The following is a 14,153-nucleotide window of genomic DNA, read 5'->3' as shown; positions in this document are numbered from 1 at the left end:
TCATAGTCATCGCACCCCGCCTTAGCGGCGCTTCGACTTGCGGTCGTCCTTGACGTGGCCGCGGAAGGTGCGGGTCGGCGCAAACTCGCCGAGCTTGTGGCCGACCATCGACTCGGTGACGAACACCGGGACGTGAATCTTGCCGTTGTGCACCGCGATGGTGTGACCCAGCATGCTGGGAATGATCATCGAGCGCCGGGACCAGGTCTTGATGACGTTCTTGGTGCCAGCTTCGTTCTGGACGTCCACCTTCTTTACGAGGTGTCCGTCGACGAAGGGCCCCTTCTTGAGACTGCGCGGCATCTAAACCCGCTCCTAGCGCTTCTTGTTCGACTTGCGGCGGCGGACGATGTACTTGCTCGATGCCTTCTTCGGCGAGCGAGTACGACCTTCCTTCTGACCCCACGGGCTGACCGGGTGACGACCACCGGAAGTCTTGCCCTCACCACCACCGTGCGGGTGGTCAACGGGGTTCATCGCGACACCACGAACGGTCGGGCGGACGCCCTTCCAGCGCATGCGGCCGGCCTTGCCCCAGTTGATGTTCGACTGCTCGGCGTTGCCGACCTCGCCGATGGTGGCGCGGCAGCGGGCGTCGACCAGCCGGATCTCACCGGACGGCATACGAAGGTGGGCCATCGTGCCCTCCTTCGCCAGCAGCTGCACGGAGGCACCCGCGGAACGGGCGAACTTCGCGCCGCCGCCGGGCCGCAGCTCGATGGCGTGGATGGTCGTACCGACCGGGATGTTGCGCAGCGCCAGGTTGTTGCCGGGCTTGATGTCGGCGCCAGGGCCGTTCTCAATCCGGTCACCCTGCGTGAGCCCACGCGGTGCGATGATGTAGCGCTTCTCGCCGTCTGCGTAGTGCAGCAGCGCGATGCGCGCGGTGCGGTTCGGGTCGTACTCGATGTGAGCGACCTTCGCCGGCACGCCGTCCTTGTCGTGACGACGGAAGTCGATCACGCGGTAGGCGCGCTTGTGTCCGCCACCCTGGTGGCGAACGGTGATCCGACCGGCGTTGTTACGGCCGCCCTTGCTGTGCAGGGGGCGGACCAGCGACTTCTCCGGCGTGGACCGCGTGATCTCGACAAAGTCGGCGACGGAGGAGCCACGGCGGCCCGGCGTCGTCGGCTTGTACTTGCGGATTCCCATTTCTCAGTCCTCGTCCGATTCCGGACGACTCGACCTCCGTCAGGAGGTCGGGCCGCCGAAGATGTCGATACGGTCGCCCTCGGCGAGGGTCACGATGGCGCGCTTCGTGTCGGAGCGCTTGCCGAAGCCGGTCTTGGTGCGCTTGCGCTTACCCTGCCGGTTGATCGTGTTGACCCCGGTGACCTTGACCCCGAAGACCGCCTGGACGGCCTGCTTGATCTGGGTCTTGTTGGAGCCGGGCGCGACGATGAACGTGTACTTGTTCTCGTCGAGCAGCGCGTAGCTCTTCTCGGAAACAACCGGCTTGACGAGTACGTCGCGCGGGTCCGTGAAGGTCTTGCTGGTTACGGTCGCCTCAGCCATCAGACGTCGCTCCCTTCGGTCTCATCGGCCTTGGTGGGGCCAGACACGAAAGACTCGAAAGCGGCCTTGGTGAAGACCACGTCGTCAGAGACGAGCACGTCGTACGTGTTCAGCTGGCCCGGCTCCAGGAGGTGCACCTGGGGCAGGTTGCGGGCGGACAGCCACGCGGCCTCGTCCGAACGCTCGGCGACCAGGAGCACGTGCTTGCGCTCGCTGACCTTGCCCAGCAGGGACTTCGCGGCCTTCGTGGAAACCGCACCCTCGACCACGCCGGAGACGACGTGGATGCGAGCGTTGCGAGCCCGGTCGGTGAGGGCGCCACGCAGAGCGGCGGCCTTCATCTTCTTGGGCGTGCGCTGCGAGTAGTCACGCGGCTGCGGGCCGTGGACGACGCCACCGCCGGCGAACTGCGGGGCGCGGGTCGAACCCTGACGGGCGCGGCCGGTGCCCTTCTGGCGGTAGGGCTTCCTGCCGCCACCACGGACTTCGCCGCGACGCTTGGTCTTGTGCGTGCCCTGACGGGCAGCGGCCAGCTGTGCGACAACGACCTGGTGGATCAGCGGAATGCTGACCTTGGCGTCGAAGATCTCCGCGGGGAGGTCGACGGTCCCGGCCTTGTCGCCTGCCGGCGTAAGGATGTCAATGGTGCTCATCGGTTCCTCAAACCCCCTTGGCCGCGGTGCGGACCAGGACGAGGCCACCGTTGGGGCCGGGGACGGCGCCCTTGATGAGCAGCAGGCCCTTCTCGGCGTCAACGGCGTGGACGGTCAGGTTCTGGGTGGTGACCCGCTCGTTGCCCATACGACCCGCCATGCGCATGCCCTTGAAGACACGGCCGGGGGTGGCACAGCCACCGATGGAACCGGGCTTGCGGTGCACGCGGTGGGCACCGTGGGAAGCCTTGCCACCGGCGAAGTTGTGACGCTTCATGACACCGGCGAAGCCCTTGCCCTTGCTCTTGCCCGTGACGTCGACCTTGACGCCGGACTCGAACACCTCGGCAGTGATCTCCTGGCCGAGCGTGTACTCGCTGGCGTCGGAGGTACGGAGCTCCACCAGGTGGCGGCGCGGGGTCACGTCGGCCTTGGCGAAGTGGCCCTTGAGGGGCTTGTTCACCTTGCGAGGGTCGATCTCGCCGAAGGCGATCTGGACCGACTCGTAGCCGTCGGTGTCGTTCGTGCGGACCTGGGTCACGACATTCGGCCCGGCCTTGACGACGGTCACCGGGACAACCCGGTTGTTCTCGTCCCAGACCTGGGTCATGCCGAGCTTCTCGCCCAGGATTCCCTTAATCTGCTTAGCCATCTCCGCGCCCCTCAGAGCTTGATCTCGATGTCAACGCCGGCCGGAAGGTCCAGGCGCATCAGCGAGTCAACGGTCTTGGGGGTGGGGTCGAGGATGTCGATGAGGCGCTTGTGCGTGCGCATCTCGAAGTGCTCGCGAGAATCCTTGTACTTGTGCGGCGACTTGATGACGCAGTACACGTTCTTCTCTGTGGGCAGCGGCACCGGGCCCGCGACCGACGCACCAGTGCGAGTCACCGTCTCGACGATCTTCTTCGCCGAAGAGTCGATGACCTCGTGGTCGTAGGCCTTGAGCCGGATGCGGATCTTCTGTCCCGCCATGGCTACCTAGTAGTCCTGTTCTCTCGAAACGCTCTGGGACCCGGGGGCTGTCTTTGTCAGCACCGCTCTCCTCCGACCCACGCGGTCGGGCGTGTCGCATCCTCGCCAGTACGAAATCCCGAAGGTTTTCCCTGAAGCAGGGGATGCGGTCCGCGACCGCTGGTCCGGGGGAGAAACACCCACCGGGCGCCTGGTCTCAGCCCCGCTGACGCTTCCCGAAAGATTCCCGTACGTCCGCCCCAGCGCTGCCCGGAGGGGCAGTTAGGGCGACGAGTACTGTGGGACTCGCTTCCGGTCCTCCCGACGGGAGGCGCGCAGCATCGGCACTCAACCGAGCAACCCCGACAGTCTGCCATACGGGGCACAGCCCGCGCCAATCGGGCGCAAGAGATTACCCCGTACGTGACGTAGGTCAAACCGAACCGCAGCCCGGGCGCGCCGCACCGTCCCACCCGTGCGGGTGAACACCCCCTATTCGGCCGAACGAGGGCCGGTGCGTCCATAGCGTCATATGCCATGGTCAGTTCTTCACACGAGGCGATGCACCGGATCTTCCAGGAGGCTCCGGGCGTTTTCACCCGCACCTTCCGGACGCTCGGGCTTCCTTTCGACGACCCCGTCGCCGTTTCCCTGCTCCCCACCGACCTCACCGAGAACAGTCCACTGGAACGCCGTGTGGACACGCTCCTGCGCTTCGACACCGCCGAAGCGGACAGCAGCTTCCTGCTGGCCGTCGAGGCGCAGGGCAAGAAGGACCTCGCCAAGCCTGCCAGCTGGGCTTACTACCTGGCTCACCTCAACGCCAAGTACGGCGTCCCGGCGGTACTCCTCGTCGTATGCCAGGACAAGAACACTGCGGCGTGGGCCTCGGCACCGGTCGACATCGGCCCGCCGCAGTGGCCCGCTCTGACCCTGCGCCCCCTGGTCCTCGGCCCGCACAACGTGCCGGCGGTCAAGGATCCCGTCACGGCCGCCGGCGACATTCCCCTCGCCGCGTTCTCCGCTATCACGCACGGGAAGGACCCCGATGCCGGTGCCATACTGAGAGCGCTGGCCGCCGCCTTGAAAACCGTGGACGAAGACACCGCGAGCATCTTCATCGAACTCACCGAACAAGGCCTGGGCACTGCCCCGGCAGCTCAGATCTGGAGGGACCTGATGGCCGTCGACCTCTCCTTCTTCCGCTCGGAGACCGCGCAGCGCCTGCGTGGCGAGGGCCGGGCCGAGGGCCGGGCCGAGGGCCGGGCCGAGGACATCATCCTGCTGCTGACCAAGCGCGGGATCCTGGTCCCCGAAGTAGCCCGCGACCGCATCACCGCCTGCACCGACCTCGACACGCTCGGCGTCTGGTTCGACCGGGCCATCACCGCCACCTCGGCGGAGGAGCTGTTCGCCGAGGAGTGACGGGCTCCTGAAGCAGTCCGAGCCCCTGTCCCGCGTGCTGCGGGCGGGGGCTCGGTCGTCAGCGCGTGGAGGCGTACGCCAGGAAGTCGGCCCATGAGCCGGGAGCGAAGCCGAGCTGCGGGCCGTGCACACTCTTGGAGTCGCGGACGTGGACGGTGCCGCAGCCGGTGGCGACCTCGACACAGTTGGGGCCGTCGTTCGTGCTGTAACTGCTCTTGGTCCACTCCAGCGCGGAGGCGCTTCCGGAGGGCTTGAGAGTCATGTCTCGTCCCGCACTTTCTCGATGTAGCCCAGCGACTCGCGGGGCGTGAGGGCCTGGGCCCGGATCATGCAGTAGCGCATTTCGAGGACCTGGAGCTCCTTCGGATCGGCGATCACCCGGCTGGTGAGCTGGATCTCGTCGTGCCCCAGCGTGGCGCCGCCCCTCAGCTTCCAGAGCTGAAGCGAGCCCGCCAGGCCAGCATGCTCCTCGGAGGATGTCGGCATCACCTGAATCTTGACCGTCCTCAACTCCCCTATGGCCAACAGATGTTCCAGCTGCTGGCGCAGCACCATTCTGCCGCCGATCGGCCTTCGGAGAGTCGTTTCTTCCTGGACGACGGTCAATAGTGGCGCGGGCCGCCGCTCAAAGAGCGACTGCCGGGCCATACGAGCCGCCACAAGCCGCTCGAGTTCGTCCTCCGCATAGGCAGGGTGCCGCTGGCCGAAAAGTGCTCGCGCGTAATCCTCTGTCTGCAACAACCCGTGCACCACGGTGTTCACGTACGCGCCCAGCTCGACCGCTTCCGCCTCCAGCTTGGCCAGGTCACGGACCTTCTTCGGGTACCTGGCCTCCTCCACGTCCTTCTTCATCGCGGAGATCCTGCCGCCCGCGCCCAGGGCCTCGTCCGCGCGGTCCAGGTACTCCGGCTGCGGGATGCGCCGGCCGCGTTCCACCGCCGAGACCAGGTCCTCGCTGTATCCGATGACCGCGCCGAACTCCGCCTGCCGCAGCCCCGCCGCCTCGCGCCACAGCTTGAGCTGGCGGCTCACCGCCTTGAGCACGGCCGTCGAGTCGTCCTCCAGGCCGGGGTCCCAGCCGGGGCCGTCCGCGCCGTCCGCCGTGTAGTCCGTACGGCCGCCGCCCATGCGAGACACCCGCTTCCGACGCACTCACCCGCGCCTGACGAAGTACAGGTCGGACATGATCCGGAAGCAGCCGGACGGTCACTGTCCGCGCAGGCGTCATCGCTGAGCGGCGTAAACGCATCCGGCCACGCCGAGTGAGGCGAACCAGGAATTCACCCTCACGGCACCCCCTCGCCGGGTCGCGGTGTGCCGCGATCCGGTGAGCCGTGTCGCGGTGCGGCACGACATCAAGGACTTTCAATCCCCGGGAGCAAATACCCCTCCCAACCCCACCAGCCTCCCCGTCACCCACACGGGTGGCGTTCGCCAACTGGGCTGGCTCTGCGCATGGTTGGGGGGCATATGCTCGCCGCGACAACCCCAGACATGCGACGGCCCCCGGCCGGGACTGGCATCCCGAACGAGGGCCTGACCAACGAGGAAGAAGCACCTTCCCGATGGATGTTCAGCACCTTAGCGCGCCCTCGCGCGCCTCGTCCGGCGTTCCCCGGGCCACCGCCCGTTCCGGTTCCGGCGTCGTGCACGCCAACACCCGGCACACCAGCCGCTACACCGTCGTCGGCAACCACCTCACCCAGCACCGCGAACTGACGCTCGTCGCGATCGGGCTCGCCGCACACATCCAGTCACTGCCCGCCGGGGCCCGTATCGGCATCAAGTGCCTGGCGGACCGCTTCCCGGAGAGCGAGGCGCGCATCGCCGCCGCCCTGCGCGAGCTGGAGGCGCACGGCTACCTGGAACGCACCCGGGAGCGGCTGCCGAACGGCCGGATCGTCACCCGCACGGTGTCGTACAACCAGCCGGAGCCGAGCCGCCCCGCCCGCGCGCCGATGCCCGAGCGGCGGCGGCCCGCGCCCCGGCCCGCCCCCGCCGACGTACACCCGGTCCCGGCGGAGGCGGCACCGGCGTCCGTACCGGAACCCGTTGTGCCGCCCGCACCAGCCCCCGAAGCGCCGCCCGCACCGGACCCCGCGCCCCAGCCCCGCCGCGTCCCGCCGCCCCTCCCCCAGCCCCGCACCAAGGACCCGGCGCGCCACCGCGTCGCCGCCACGCTGCTCGCGGACCTGCGCCGGGACGACCCGCGCGTGCTGCTCGCCGAGCGGGACGTGCACCGGCTGGCGCCCGCCGTCGCCGCCTGGCTGGAGCGCGGGGCCACCCCCGACGCCGTACGCGCCACCCTGGCCGCGAACCTCCCCGAGCAGCCAATCCACCTCGCGGCCCTGCTCGCCCACCGGCTCACCGCGCTCATGCCGCCGCCCCTGCCGCCCGCGCCGAAGATGGTACGGCCGGACCCGTTCCAGACCTGCGAGGACTGTGACCGGGCCTTCCGCGCGCCCGAACCGGGCCGCTGCCGCGACTGCCGGCCGGGCCTTCCAGAGGCCGCCTAGCATGACGGTGACGACCCCTTACCCCTGGGCACAGACGAGGAGCGAGCGCCATGACCATCGCCCCGGACGACGCACGGCGAGACGGCCACCTGTACCAGGTGATGCGGGAGTTCGTTCAGTCCATGGACGACACCCTTCCCGGCAAGTTCGAGATCACCAAGGAAGGGATCGTCCACGACATGATGTCGCCCGCGAAGCCGCACGAGCTCACCACGCTGCGCGTGCGCAGGCGCCTGGAGAAGGTCCTGCCGGAGGAGCTCGTGGCCCACACGGGAACGCCGGACGTGGAGGAGGCGGCCGAGGGCATCATGCGGCATCCCGACGTGATGGTGATCGCCGAGGCGGACATGGAGGGTGAGGGGTCCTTCGATCCCCGTACGCTCGTCGCCGCCGTCGAGGTCGTGTCACGGTCCAATCCGGACAACGACTGGGTGAGCAAGATGCGGGACTACCCCTTGCTGGGCATTCCCGTGTACGCGATCTTCGATCCGCGTACCGGATCGGGCGCGGTGCTCTCCGACATCCACTCCACGCCGGACGGCCCCCGCTACGCGACCCGGAAGGACTTCGTGTACGGCGAGGACGTCACCATCGGCGCGTGGACGATCTCGACGGAGCAGCTGCCCCGCTACCCGTAGCCCGGAGCGCCGTCACAGGTCCTTGGCCTGGCGACGGCGTCGCCTCGCGGCCACCAGAGCCACGGTCAGAGCTGCCGCGGCGGCCGTGAGTCCGATGCCCAGGGCGGTCTCGGTGGTGCTGCTGCCGTCTTCCATGGTCCCGCCCTCGCCGCCCCTGACTCCGAGAGTGGGGGACGCGGTGGGCTGAACGGGTGCCTCGGTGGTGGCCGAAGCCGTGACGGTGGGGATCGCGGGTGTCGCCGTGGCCGTCGGTGTCGTGGGTGACGCCGGGGCCGTGGCCGTCGTCGTGGTGGTGACCGTGACCGCCGGCCGGGGCGAGGCCGTGGCCGAGCCGATCTGGCCCCTCCTCGGCAGCGCCTCGCAGGCGATCCGGTCGTCGTCCCCCGGGTCCTCGTCCAGCCGGTACGGGTCGCTGGGGTCCCGGTCGAACTCCGCCTGCGCCTCCTCCTGATAGGTGAAGTCGCTGCAGTCGAGGTCGGGCTGCGCGTACGAGACGCCGGACAACGGGAGGGAGGCGGCGGCAGCCAGTACCACGGCTGCAGCGGCAGTACGAAGATTCATTTCTCGAACGTAAGCAGGGTGATCTTCCCCTGCCACTCGACCGCCGCGAGCCGCTACGGCAACTGGGGGCCCCTGCCGGGCAACCCCGGCGCCCCGACCGTCGTCTACCTCCACGCGGCCCGGCCACGGGGGGCGGGCCGCGCCATTCAGCGGGCTGGGGGATGTACGCGGGGGCGGGGGCGTCCGCAGCGGGGGAAGCGGACGGAGCGCGGGCCTTGGGCAGCACGAACGAAGGCCGCCCCGCGCGCCCGGACGGCGTACACGACCGGCCCGTGCGCGGCCCCGCGCGGCGCGCGGTGCTCACCTCCACCGCCGCACTCGCCGCTGGTCCGGGCCTCGCTTCCTGCTCCGTTCCCGCCCCGCGCCGTACGGAGCCCGCCCCCGACCCGCTGCCCGGCAAGCCGATGTCCCGGCCGCGGCACGCGCTGCTGATGCAGATACTCGCCCACCCGGACGACGACCTGTACTTCATGAACCCGGACACCCAGCAGACGCTCGACTCCGGCGTCCCCCTCGTCTGCGTGTACGTCACGGCGGGCGAGGCCAACGGTGTCAACCGGATACCGGGCGCGGGTCCGCAGCCGGCCGACCGTACGGCGTACTCCTCCGCCCGGCACCAGGGCCTGCGCCAGGCTTACGCCGTCCTGCTCGGCCTCCCCCGGTTCACGCGGTGGCAGAAGTCCGTGACCACCCTGCGCGGCGACCACCGGGCCGAGGTCGACACGCTCACGCACGGGGACCACCGCGTCGAGCTCGTCTTCCTCAACCTCGCCATGCACACCCGGTGGGGCCGAATGGGCCTGCCCAGCCTCTGGGAGGCGCGCGGCCTGTCGCTGCGGACCGTCGTGGCCGACGACTCGCCGCTGCGGAAGGCCGGGGCGTACGACTACGACGGGCTCGTCGACGTACTCGCGGGGCTCATCGAGCGCTACCGGCCCACCGTCGTGCAGACCCTCGACCCGGACCCCGACATCCAGCACAGCGACGAGGCGACCCGCCGCCGCGACAGCGAGCAGCCGGGGTACTCCGACCACGCCGACCACACGGCGGTCGCCTCCTTCGCCTGGGCCGCGATGATCCGGCGGGTCGCGGAGGCGACGGAGGGCGGTGGTGCGGTGCCGGGCTTCGTCGCGACCTCCTACCGGGGGTACTACAACCGGCACTGGCCCAAGAACCTGCCCGCCGAGGTACTCAGGGAGAAGGCCGCGCACCTCGTGCCGTACGGCGGCGCTCCGGACTGGGAGTGCGGGAACGCGGCGGGCTGCGGCGACTACAACGTCGGCGGTGACCGCCCCCTCACCAACCGCAAGGGCTGGGTCCGCTCGACGCACTACCGCTATCCGGGCGCCCGCACGGTCGTCGCCACCGGCCCCGACGGGCGGCTCACGGCGTACGGCGTGCTGGGCCTGCGTCTCGCGCGCTGGCGGGAGACGGCGCCGGGCAGCGGCGCTTGGGGCGCGCCGGACGATCTGGGAGGCGGCCCGCTCGCGCCCGCGCTCGGCTCGGCGACGCTCGACGACGGCCGGCAGTTGCTGTTCGGCCTGCGGTTCTCGGCGCTCGCGGGCCACGGGGCGGCCAACACGCGGGAGATCGTACTGCTCGAACAGCGGACGCCCGGCGGGCGCTTCCGCTCCTGGACCGGCCTCGGAAACCCGGAGACGCGGCAGGACAGGGGGCGCCGCATCGGCTCTCCCGTCGCGGTGACGGCCCCCGACGGCCGAGTCCACCTCTTCGTACGGAACGCGGACAAGGGCATCAGCACGCGCGTGCGCAGCGCGGTCGGCCGCTGGGACGCCTGGCGCGACCTCGGCGGCGGCGAGATCCAGGACGGCCTGGCCACAGCGGTGGACGGCGAAGGCCGTGTCCACGTGTTCGCCGCGGGTCACGAGACCGTCCACCACTGGACACAGGACGCCCCGGGCCGGCTGGTGGGCCTGCGGCCGGTCACCGGGCTACCGACCCCGGGCGGCTCCCCCACCGCGTTCGCCGCGCCCGACGGCGGCATAGACCTGATCTACCGGCGCCCGGCCACGGCCGGCCTGACGACGGCCCGGGTCGGCGGCCGGCCGCCGGCACGGCTGCGCTTCAACGGCTACGGCGCAGTGGACGCGGCGTCCGCCCCGACGGGCCCGGTCCTTCTGGGCCGCGGCCGAAAGGGCCAGGTGCAGCTGCTGGCGGAGGGGCGCCTGGTACGCCGCAAGGGCGCCCAGTCAGCCCTGGAGGGCCCGACCCTCCACCTCGGCTCGAAGGGGCCGGTCGTGGTCGGCCTGGGTCCGGACGCGACCCCGTGGCTCTGGCGGCCGTAGAAACAAAACAGAAGGGCCCCCGCATCGCCGCGAACGACGAAGCAGGGGCCCTTCTTGGTGCTCGTGCAGGAGCAACCAGGTCAAGCCACCGAAAATCAGACGGTGATCTTGGTGACCTGGCCGGCGCCGACGGTCCGGCCACCCTCACGGATGGCGAACTTGAGGCCCTCCTCCATGGCGACCGGCTGGATCAGCTCGACCGACATGATGGTGTTGTCGCCCGGCATGACCATCTCGGTGCCCTCGGGGAGGGTAACGACGCCGGTCACGTCAGTCGTACGGAAGTAGAACTGCGGGCGGTAGTTGTTGAAGAAGGGGGTGTGACGGCCACCCTCGTCCTTCGACAGGATGTAGGCCTGGGCCTCGAACTTGGTGTGCGGCGTAACCGAACCAGGCTTGATGATGACCTGGCCGCGCTCGACGTCCTCGCGCTTGATGCCACGGAGGAGCAGGCCGACGTTCTCGCCAGCCTGACCCTCGTCGAGCAGCTTGCGGAACATCTCGATGCCCGTGACCGTGGTGGTGGTCTTCTCGGTCTTGATACCGACGATGTCGACGGTCTCGTTGACCTTGAGGATACCGCGCTCGATACGACCGGTGACGACGGTGCCACGACCGGTGATCGTGAAGACGTCCTCGATCGGCATCAGGAACGGCTTGTCGACGTCGCGCTCGGGCTGCGGGATCGACTCGTCGACGGCGGCCATGAGGTCCAGAACAGTCTGGCCCCACTCCTTGTCGCCCTCGAGCGCCTTGAGCGCCGAGACCTTGACGACCGGCAGGTCGTCGCCCGGGAACTCGTACTCGGAGAGGAGCTCACGCACCTCGAGCTCGACGAGCTCCAGGATCTCCTCGTCGTCCACCATGTCGGCCTTGTTCAGCGCGACGACGATGTACGGCACGCCTACCTGGCGGGCCAGGAGCACGTGCTCCTTGGTCTGCGGCATCGGGCCGTCGGTGGCCGCGACCACGAGGATGGCGCCGTCCATCTGCGCCGCACCCGTGATCATGTTCTTGATGTAGTCCGCGTGACCGGGGCAGTCGACGTGCGCGTAGTGACGCGACTCCGTCTGGTACTCGACGTGCGCGATCGAGATCGTGATACCGCGCTGGCGCTCCTCAGGAGCCTTGTCGATCTGGTCGAAGGCCGAGGCCTCGTTCAGGTCCGGGTACGCGTCATGCAGCACCTTGGTAATCGCCGCGGTCAGCGTCGTCTTACCGTGGTCAATGTGACCGATGGTGCCGATGTTGACGTGCGGCTTAGTCCGCTCGAACTTCGCCTTCGCCACTGGGTCCTCCTGGAGTGGTTCTGTACGCCTTGCTTCATCGGCGCCAGGTGATCTTTGCTGGGGTGCCAACCGCCGGGGTTTCCCACACGGGTCGCGGGGAGAACCCCGGCGGTTGGGTCAAGCCTAAAGCGTCAACTCGGGGGAGCTACTCGCCCTTGGCCTTCGCGATGATCTCCTCGGCGACGTTCCGCGGAACCTCGGCGTAGGAGTCGAACTGCATCGAGTAGCTTGCGCGACCCGAGGTCTTGCTGCGGAGGTCTCCGACGTAGCCGAACATCTCCGAGAGGGGCACGAGGCCCTTCACGACGCGAGCGCCGCTGCGCTCCTCCATGGCCTGGATCTGGCCACGGCGGGAGTTGAGGTCGCCGATGACTTCGCCCATGTAGTCCTCGGGCGTGGTCACCTCGACGGCCATCATCGGCTCGAGGAGTACGGGAGATGCCTTGCGGGCACCTTCCTTGAACGCCTGCGAACCGGCGATCTTGAAGGCGAGCTCCGAGGAGTCGACCTCGTGGTAACCACCGTCGAGAAGGGTGACGCGGACGCCCACCATCTCGTAGCCGGCCAGGATGCCGAACTGCATGGCTTCCTGCGCGCCCGCGTCCACCGACGGGATGTACTCCCTGGGGATGCGGCCACCGGTGACCTTGTTGACGAACTCGTACGAGGCGTCGCCACCCTCGATGGGCTCAAGGGCGATCTGCACCTTCGCGAACTGGCCGGTACCACCAGTCTGCTTCTTGTGCGTGTAGTCAATACGCTCGACGGTCTTGCGAATCGTCTCGCGGTAAGCGACCTGGGGCTTGCCGACATTCGCCTCGACGCGGAATTCGCGCTTCATGCGGTCGACGAGCACCTCAAGGTGAAGCTCGCCCATACCACCGATGATGGTCTGGCCGGTCTCCTCGTCCGAGTGCACCTGGAAGGAGGGGTCCTCCTCCGCGAGCCGCTGGATGGCAACACCCAGCCGCTCCTGGTCACCCTTGGACTTGGGCTCGATCGCGACCTGAATGACCGGCGCCGGGAAGTCCATGGACTCCAGGATCACCGGGTTCTTTTCGTCGCACAGCGTCTCACCGGTGGTGGTCTGCTTCAGACCCATGACGGCGACGATGTCACCGGCACCCACCGAGGGGATCTCCTCACGCTTGTTCGCGTGCATGCGGTAGATCTTGCCGATGCGCTCCTTCTTGCCCTTGACCGAGTTCAGCACCGCGGTGCCGGCCTCGAGGCGACCGGAGTAGATCCGGACGAAGGTGAGCTTGCCCAGGTGCGGGTCGCTCGCGATCTTGAAGGCAAGGCCGGAGAACGGCTCCTCGTCCGACGGCTGACGCTTGACGACCTTCTCCGGGTCCTTGACGTCGTGGCCCTCAATGGCCTCGACGTCCAGGGGAGACGGCAGGTAGCGGACAACGGCGTCGAGCAGGGGCTGGACGCCCTTGTTCTTGAACGCGGTACCACAGAACACCGGGGAGACGGTGACGGAGTCGGCACTGCCCTTGGAGGCCAGAGTGATACGACGGATGGCGGCGTACAGCTGCTCCTCGGTCGGCTCCTGGCCGTCGAGGTACATCTCCATCATCTCGTCGTCGTGCTCGGAAACAGCCTCGAGGAGCTTGCCGCGCCACTCGTCGGCAGCCTCGACGTGCGTCGCCGGGATGTCGACGATGTCGTACGCCTCGCCCTTGGCCGCCTCGGCGGACCAGACGAAGGCCTTCATCGTCACGAGGTCGACAACACCCTGGAAGTCGGCCTCGGCACCGATCGGCAGCTGCATGACCAGCGGAACCGCACCGAGGCGGTCGACGATCATGTCGACGCAACGGTGGAACTCGGCGCCGGTGCGGTCGAGCTTGTTGACGAAGCAGATACGCGGCACGCCGTAGCGGTCCGCCTGACGCCAGACAGTCTCGGACTGGGGCTCGACACCCGCCACACCGTCGAACACGGTGACGGCACCGTCGAGGACGCGGAGCGAACGCTCCACCTCGACGGTGAAGTCCACGTGACCGGGGGTGTCAATGATGTTGATCGTGTGATCAACCTCATTGAGCGGCCAGTGGCAGGTCGTCGCGGCAGACGTGATCGTGATGCCGCGCTCCTGCTCCTGCTCCATCCAGTCCATGGTGGCTGCGCCATCGTGGACTTCACCGATCTTGTAAGACACACCGGTGTAGAAGAGGATCCGCTCGGTGGTGGTCGTCTTGCCCGCGTCGATGTGGGCCATGATCCCAATGTTGCGGACCTTGGCCAGGTCAAGCGAAGTGGTGGCCATAAGGCTCAATCTTCTCTCGGTCTC

15 protein-coding genes are annotated in these 14,153 nt (G+C 68.6%); 4 read left to right on the top strand and 11 right to left on the bottom strand.

Translation table 11 applies throughout. The features are described from left to right. Window positions 1–21: 21 nt before the first annotated feature. From rpsS to rpsJ, 6 genes are read right to left on the bottom strand one after another with little or no spacing between them, the layout of a single operon-like run. Window positions 22–303 carry a 30S ribosomal protein S19 gene (rpsS, locus tag IE185_RS16390; protein ID WP_138894198.1) on the bottom strand — a complete coding sequence of 94 codons (282 nt, stop codon included), beginning with the start codon at window positions 301–303 and terminating at the stop codon, window positions 22–24. A gap of 12 nt (window positions 304–315) precedes the next feature. Next, window positions 316–1,152, bottom strand: a complete 837-nt coding sequence (gene rplB, locus IE185_RS16385; protein ID WP_069927446.1) for a 50S ribosomal protein L2 — start codon at window positions 1,150–1,152, stop codon at window positions 316–318. A gap of 39 nt (window positions 1,153–1,191) precedes the next feature. Then, window positions 1,192–1,515, bottom strand: a complete 324-nt coding sequence (gene rplW, locus IE185_RS16380; protein WP_138894197.1) for a 50S ribosomal protein L23 — start codon at window positions 1,513–1,515, stop codon at window positions 1,192–1,194. Then, complete coding sequence (gene rplD, locus IE185_RS16375; RefSeq protein ID WP_138894196.1) at window positions 1,515–2,168, bottom strand: 50S ribosomal protein L4; 654 nt, start codon at window positions 2,166–2,168, stop codon at window positions 1,515–1,517. The genes rplW and rplD overlap by 1 nt, the downstream gene beginning before the upstream one ends. 7 nt (window positions 2,169–2,175) lie before the next feature. Further along, complete coding sequence (gene rplC / locus IE185_RS16370; protein WP_069927448.1) at window positions 2,176–2,820, bottom strand: 50S ribosomal protein L3; 645 nt, start codon at window positions 2,818–2,820, stop codon at window positions 2,176–2,178. A gap of 11 nt (window positions 2,821–2,831) precedes the next feature. Continuing rightward, window positions 2,832–3,140: a 30S ribosomal protein S10 gene (gene rpsJ / locus IE185_RS16365; RefSeq protein WP_003948644.1), complete on the bottom strand. Its 309-nt coding sequence runs from the start codon at window positions 3,138–3,140 to the stop codon at window positions 2,832–2,834. A gap of 516 nt (window positions 3,141–3,656) precedes the next feature. On the opposite strand from rpsJ, the gene IE185_RS16360 reads away from it, so the two are divergent. After that, entirely contained in the window at window positions 3,657–4,544 is an 888-nt protein-coding gene (locus tag IE185_RS16360; protein WP_138894195.1) for a hypothetical protein, read from the top strand. Window positions 4,545–4,602: 58 nt separating this feature from the next. Here IE185_RS16360 and IE185_RS16355 read toward each other — a convergent pair whose 3' ends face one another. Together IE185_RS16355 and IE185_RS16350 are read right to left on the bottom strand one after the other, a co-directional pair. Continuing rightward, entirely contained in the window at window positions 4,603–4,806 is a 204-nt protein-coding gene (locus IE185_RS16355) for a DUF397 domain-containing protein (RefSeq protein ID WP_138894194.1), read from the bottom strand. Further along, window positions 4,803–5,672 carry a helix-turn-helix domain-containing protein gene (locus IE185_RS16350; RefSeq protein WP_138894193.1) on the bottom strand — a complete coding sequence of 290 codons (870 nt, stop codon included), beginning with the start codon at window positions 5,670–5,672 and terminating at the stop codon, window positions 4,803–4,805. Before IE185_RS16350 ends, IE185_RS16355 begins: the two co-directional genes overlap by 4 nt. Window positions 5,673–6,109: 437 nt before the next feature. On the opposite strand from IE185_RS16350, the gene IE185_RS16345 reads away from it, so the two are divergent. Continuing rightward, a complete protein-coding gene (locus IE185_RS16345; protein ID WP_189715398.1) occupies window positions 6,110–7,060 on the top strand; it encodes a helix-turn-helix domain-containing protein in 951 nt (316 codons plus the stop codon). A gap of 50 nt (window positions 7,061–7,110) precedes the next feature. Further along, complete coding sequence (locus IE185_RS16340; RefSeq protein ID WP_138899454.1) at window positions 7,111–7,698, top strand: Uma2 family endonuclease; 588 nt, start codon at window positions 7,111–7,113, stop codon at window positions 7,696–7,698. A gap of 12 nt (window positions 7,699–7,710) precedes the next feature. Here the strand turns inward: IE185_RS16340 and IE185_RS16335 are convergent, their stop codons facing one another. Further along, entirely contained in the window at window positions 7,711–8,259 is a 549-nt protein-coding gene (locus tag IE185_RS16335; RefSeq protein ID WP_138899455.1) for an excalibur calcium-binding protein, read from the bottom strand. A gap of 161 nt (window positions 8,260–8,420) precedes the next feature. On the opposite strand from IE185_RS16335, the gene IE185_RS16330 reads away from it, so the two are divergent. Further along, entirely contained in the window at window positions 8,421–10,565 is a 2,145-nt protein-coding gene (locus tag IE185_RS16330; protein ID WP_189715396.1) for a PIG-L family deacetylase, read from the top strand. Window positions 10,566–10,660: 95 nt separating this feature from the next. Here the strand turns inward: IE185_RS16330 and tuf are convergent, their stop codons facing one another. Further along, window positions 10,661–11,854, bottom strand: coding sequence for an elongation factor Tu (gene tuf / locus IE185_RS16325; protein ID WP_138894741.1), 1,194 nt, complete (start codon window positions 11,852–11,854; stop codon window positions 10,661–10,663). 145 nt (window positions 11,855–11,999) lie between these two features. After that, the gene (gene fusA, locus IE185_RS16320; RefSeq protein ID WP_138894742.1) at window positions 12,000–14,129 is read right to left on the bottom strand and encodes an elongation factor G; all 2,130 of its coding nucleotides are present in this window, start codon (window positions 14,127–14,129) and stop codon (window positions 12,000–12,002) included. Window positions 14,130–14,153: the final 24 nt, after the last annotated feature.

Source organism: Streptomyces chryseus, from assembly GCF_014650755.1.
Taxonomy (GTDB): domain Bacteria; phylum Actinomycetota; class Actinomycetes; order Streptomycetales; family Streptomycetaceae; genus Streptomyces; species Streptomyces chryseus.
Note: the sequence above shows the minus strand (reverse complement) of the source record. Positions and strands in the feature narration are given on the sequence as shown.

Excerpts from the sequence above, each read along its gene's own strand:
- rplC (WP_069927448.1), bottom strand. The coding sequence starts at position 2,820 with ATGGCTAAGCAGATTAAGGGAATCCTGGGCGAGAAGCTCGGCATGACC.
- rpsS (WP_138894198.1), bottom strand. The coding sequence starts at position 303 with ATGCCGCGCAGTCTCAAGAAGGGGCCCTTCGTCGACGGACACCTCGTA.
- rpsJ (WP_003948644.1), bottom strand. The coding sequence starts at position 3,140 with ATGGCGGGACAGAAGATCCGCATCCGGCTCAAGGCCTACGACCACGAG.
- IE185_RS16340 (WP_138899454.1), top strand. The coding sequence starts at position 7,111 with ATGACCATCGCCCCGGACGACGCACGGCGAGACGGCCACCTGTACCAG.
- IE185_RS16330 (WP_189715396.1), top strand. The coding sequence starts at position 8,421 with ATGTACGCGGGGGCGGGGGCGTCCGCAGCGGGGGAAGCGGACGGAGCG.
- IE185_RS16335 (WP_138899455.1), bottom strand. The coding sequence starts at position 8,259 with ATGAATCTTCGTACTGCCGCTGCAGCCGTGGTACTGGCTGCCGCCGCC.
- rplB (WP_069927446.1), bottom strand. The coding sequence starts at position 1,152 with ATGGGAATCCGCAAGTACAAGCCGACGACGCCGGGCCGCCGTGGCTCC.
- rplW (WP_138894197.1), bottom strand. The coding sequence starts at position 1,515 with ATGGCTGAGGCGACCGTAACCAGCAAGACCTTCACGGACCCGCGCGAC.
- IE185_RS16350 (WP_138894193.1), bottom strand. The coding sequence starts at position 5,672 with ATGGGCGGCGGCCGTACGGACTACACGGCGGACGGCGCGGACGGCCCC.
- IE185_RS16355 (WP_138894194.1), bottom strand. The coding sequence starts at position 4,806 with ATGACTCTCAAGCCCTCCGGAAGCGCCTCCGCGCTGGAGTGGACCAAG.
- fusA (WP_138894742.1), bottom strand. The coding sequence starts at position 14,129 with ATGGCCACCACTTCGCTTGACCTGGCCAAGGTCCGCAACATTGGGATC.
- rplD (WP_138894196.1), bottom strand. The coding sequence starts at position 2,168 with ATGAGCACCATTGACATCCTTACGCCGGCAGGCGACAAGGCCGGGACC.
- IE185_RS16345 (WP_189715398.1), top strand. The coding sequence starts at position 6,110 with ATGGATGTTCAGCACCTTAGCGCGCCCTCGCGCGCCTCGTCCGGCGTT.
- IE185_RS16360 (WP_138894195.1), top strand. The coding sequence starts at position 3,657 with ATGGTCAGTTCTTCACACGAGGCGATGCACCGGATCTTCCAGGAGGCT.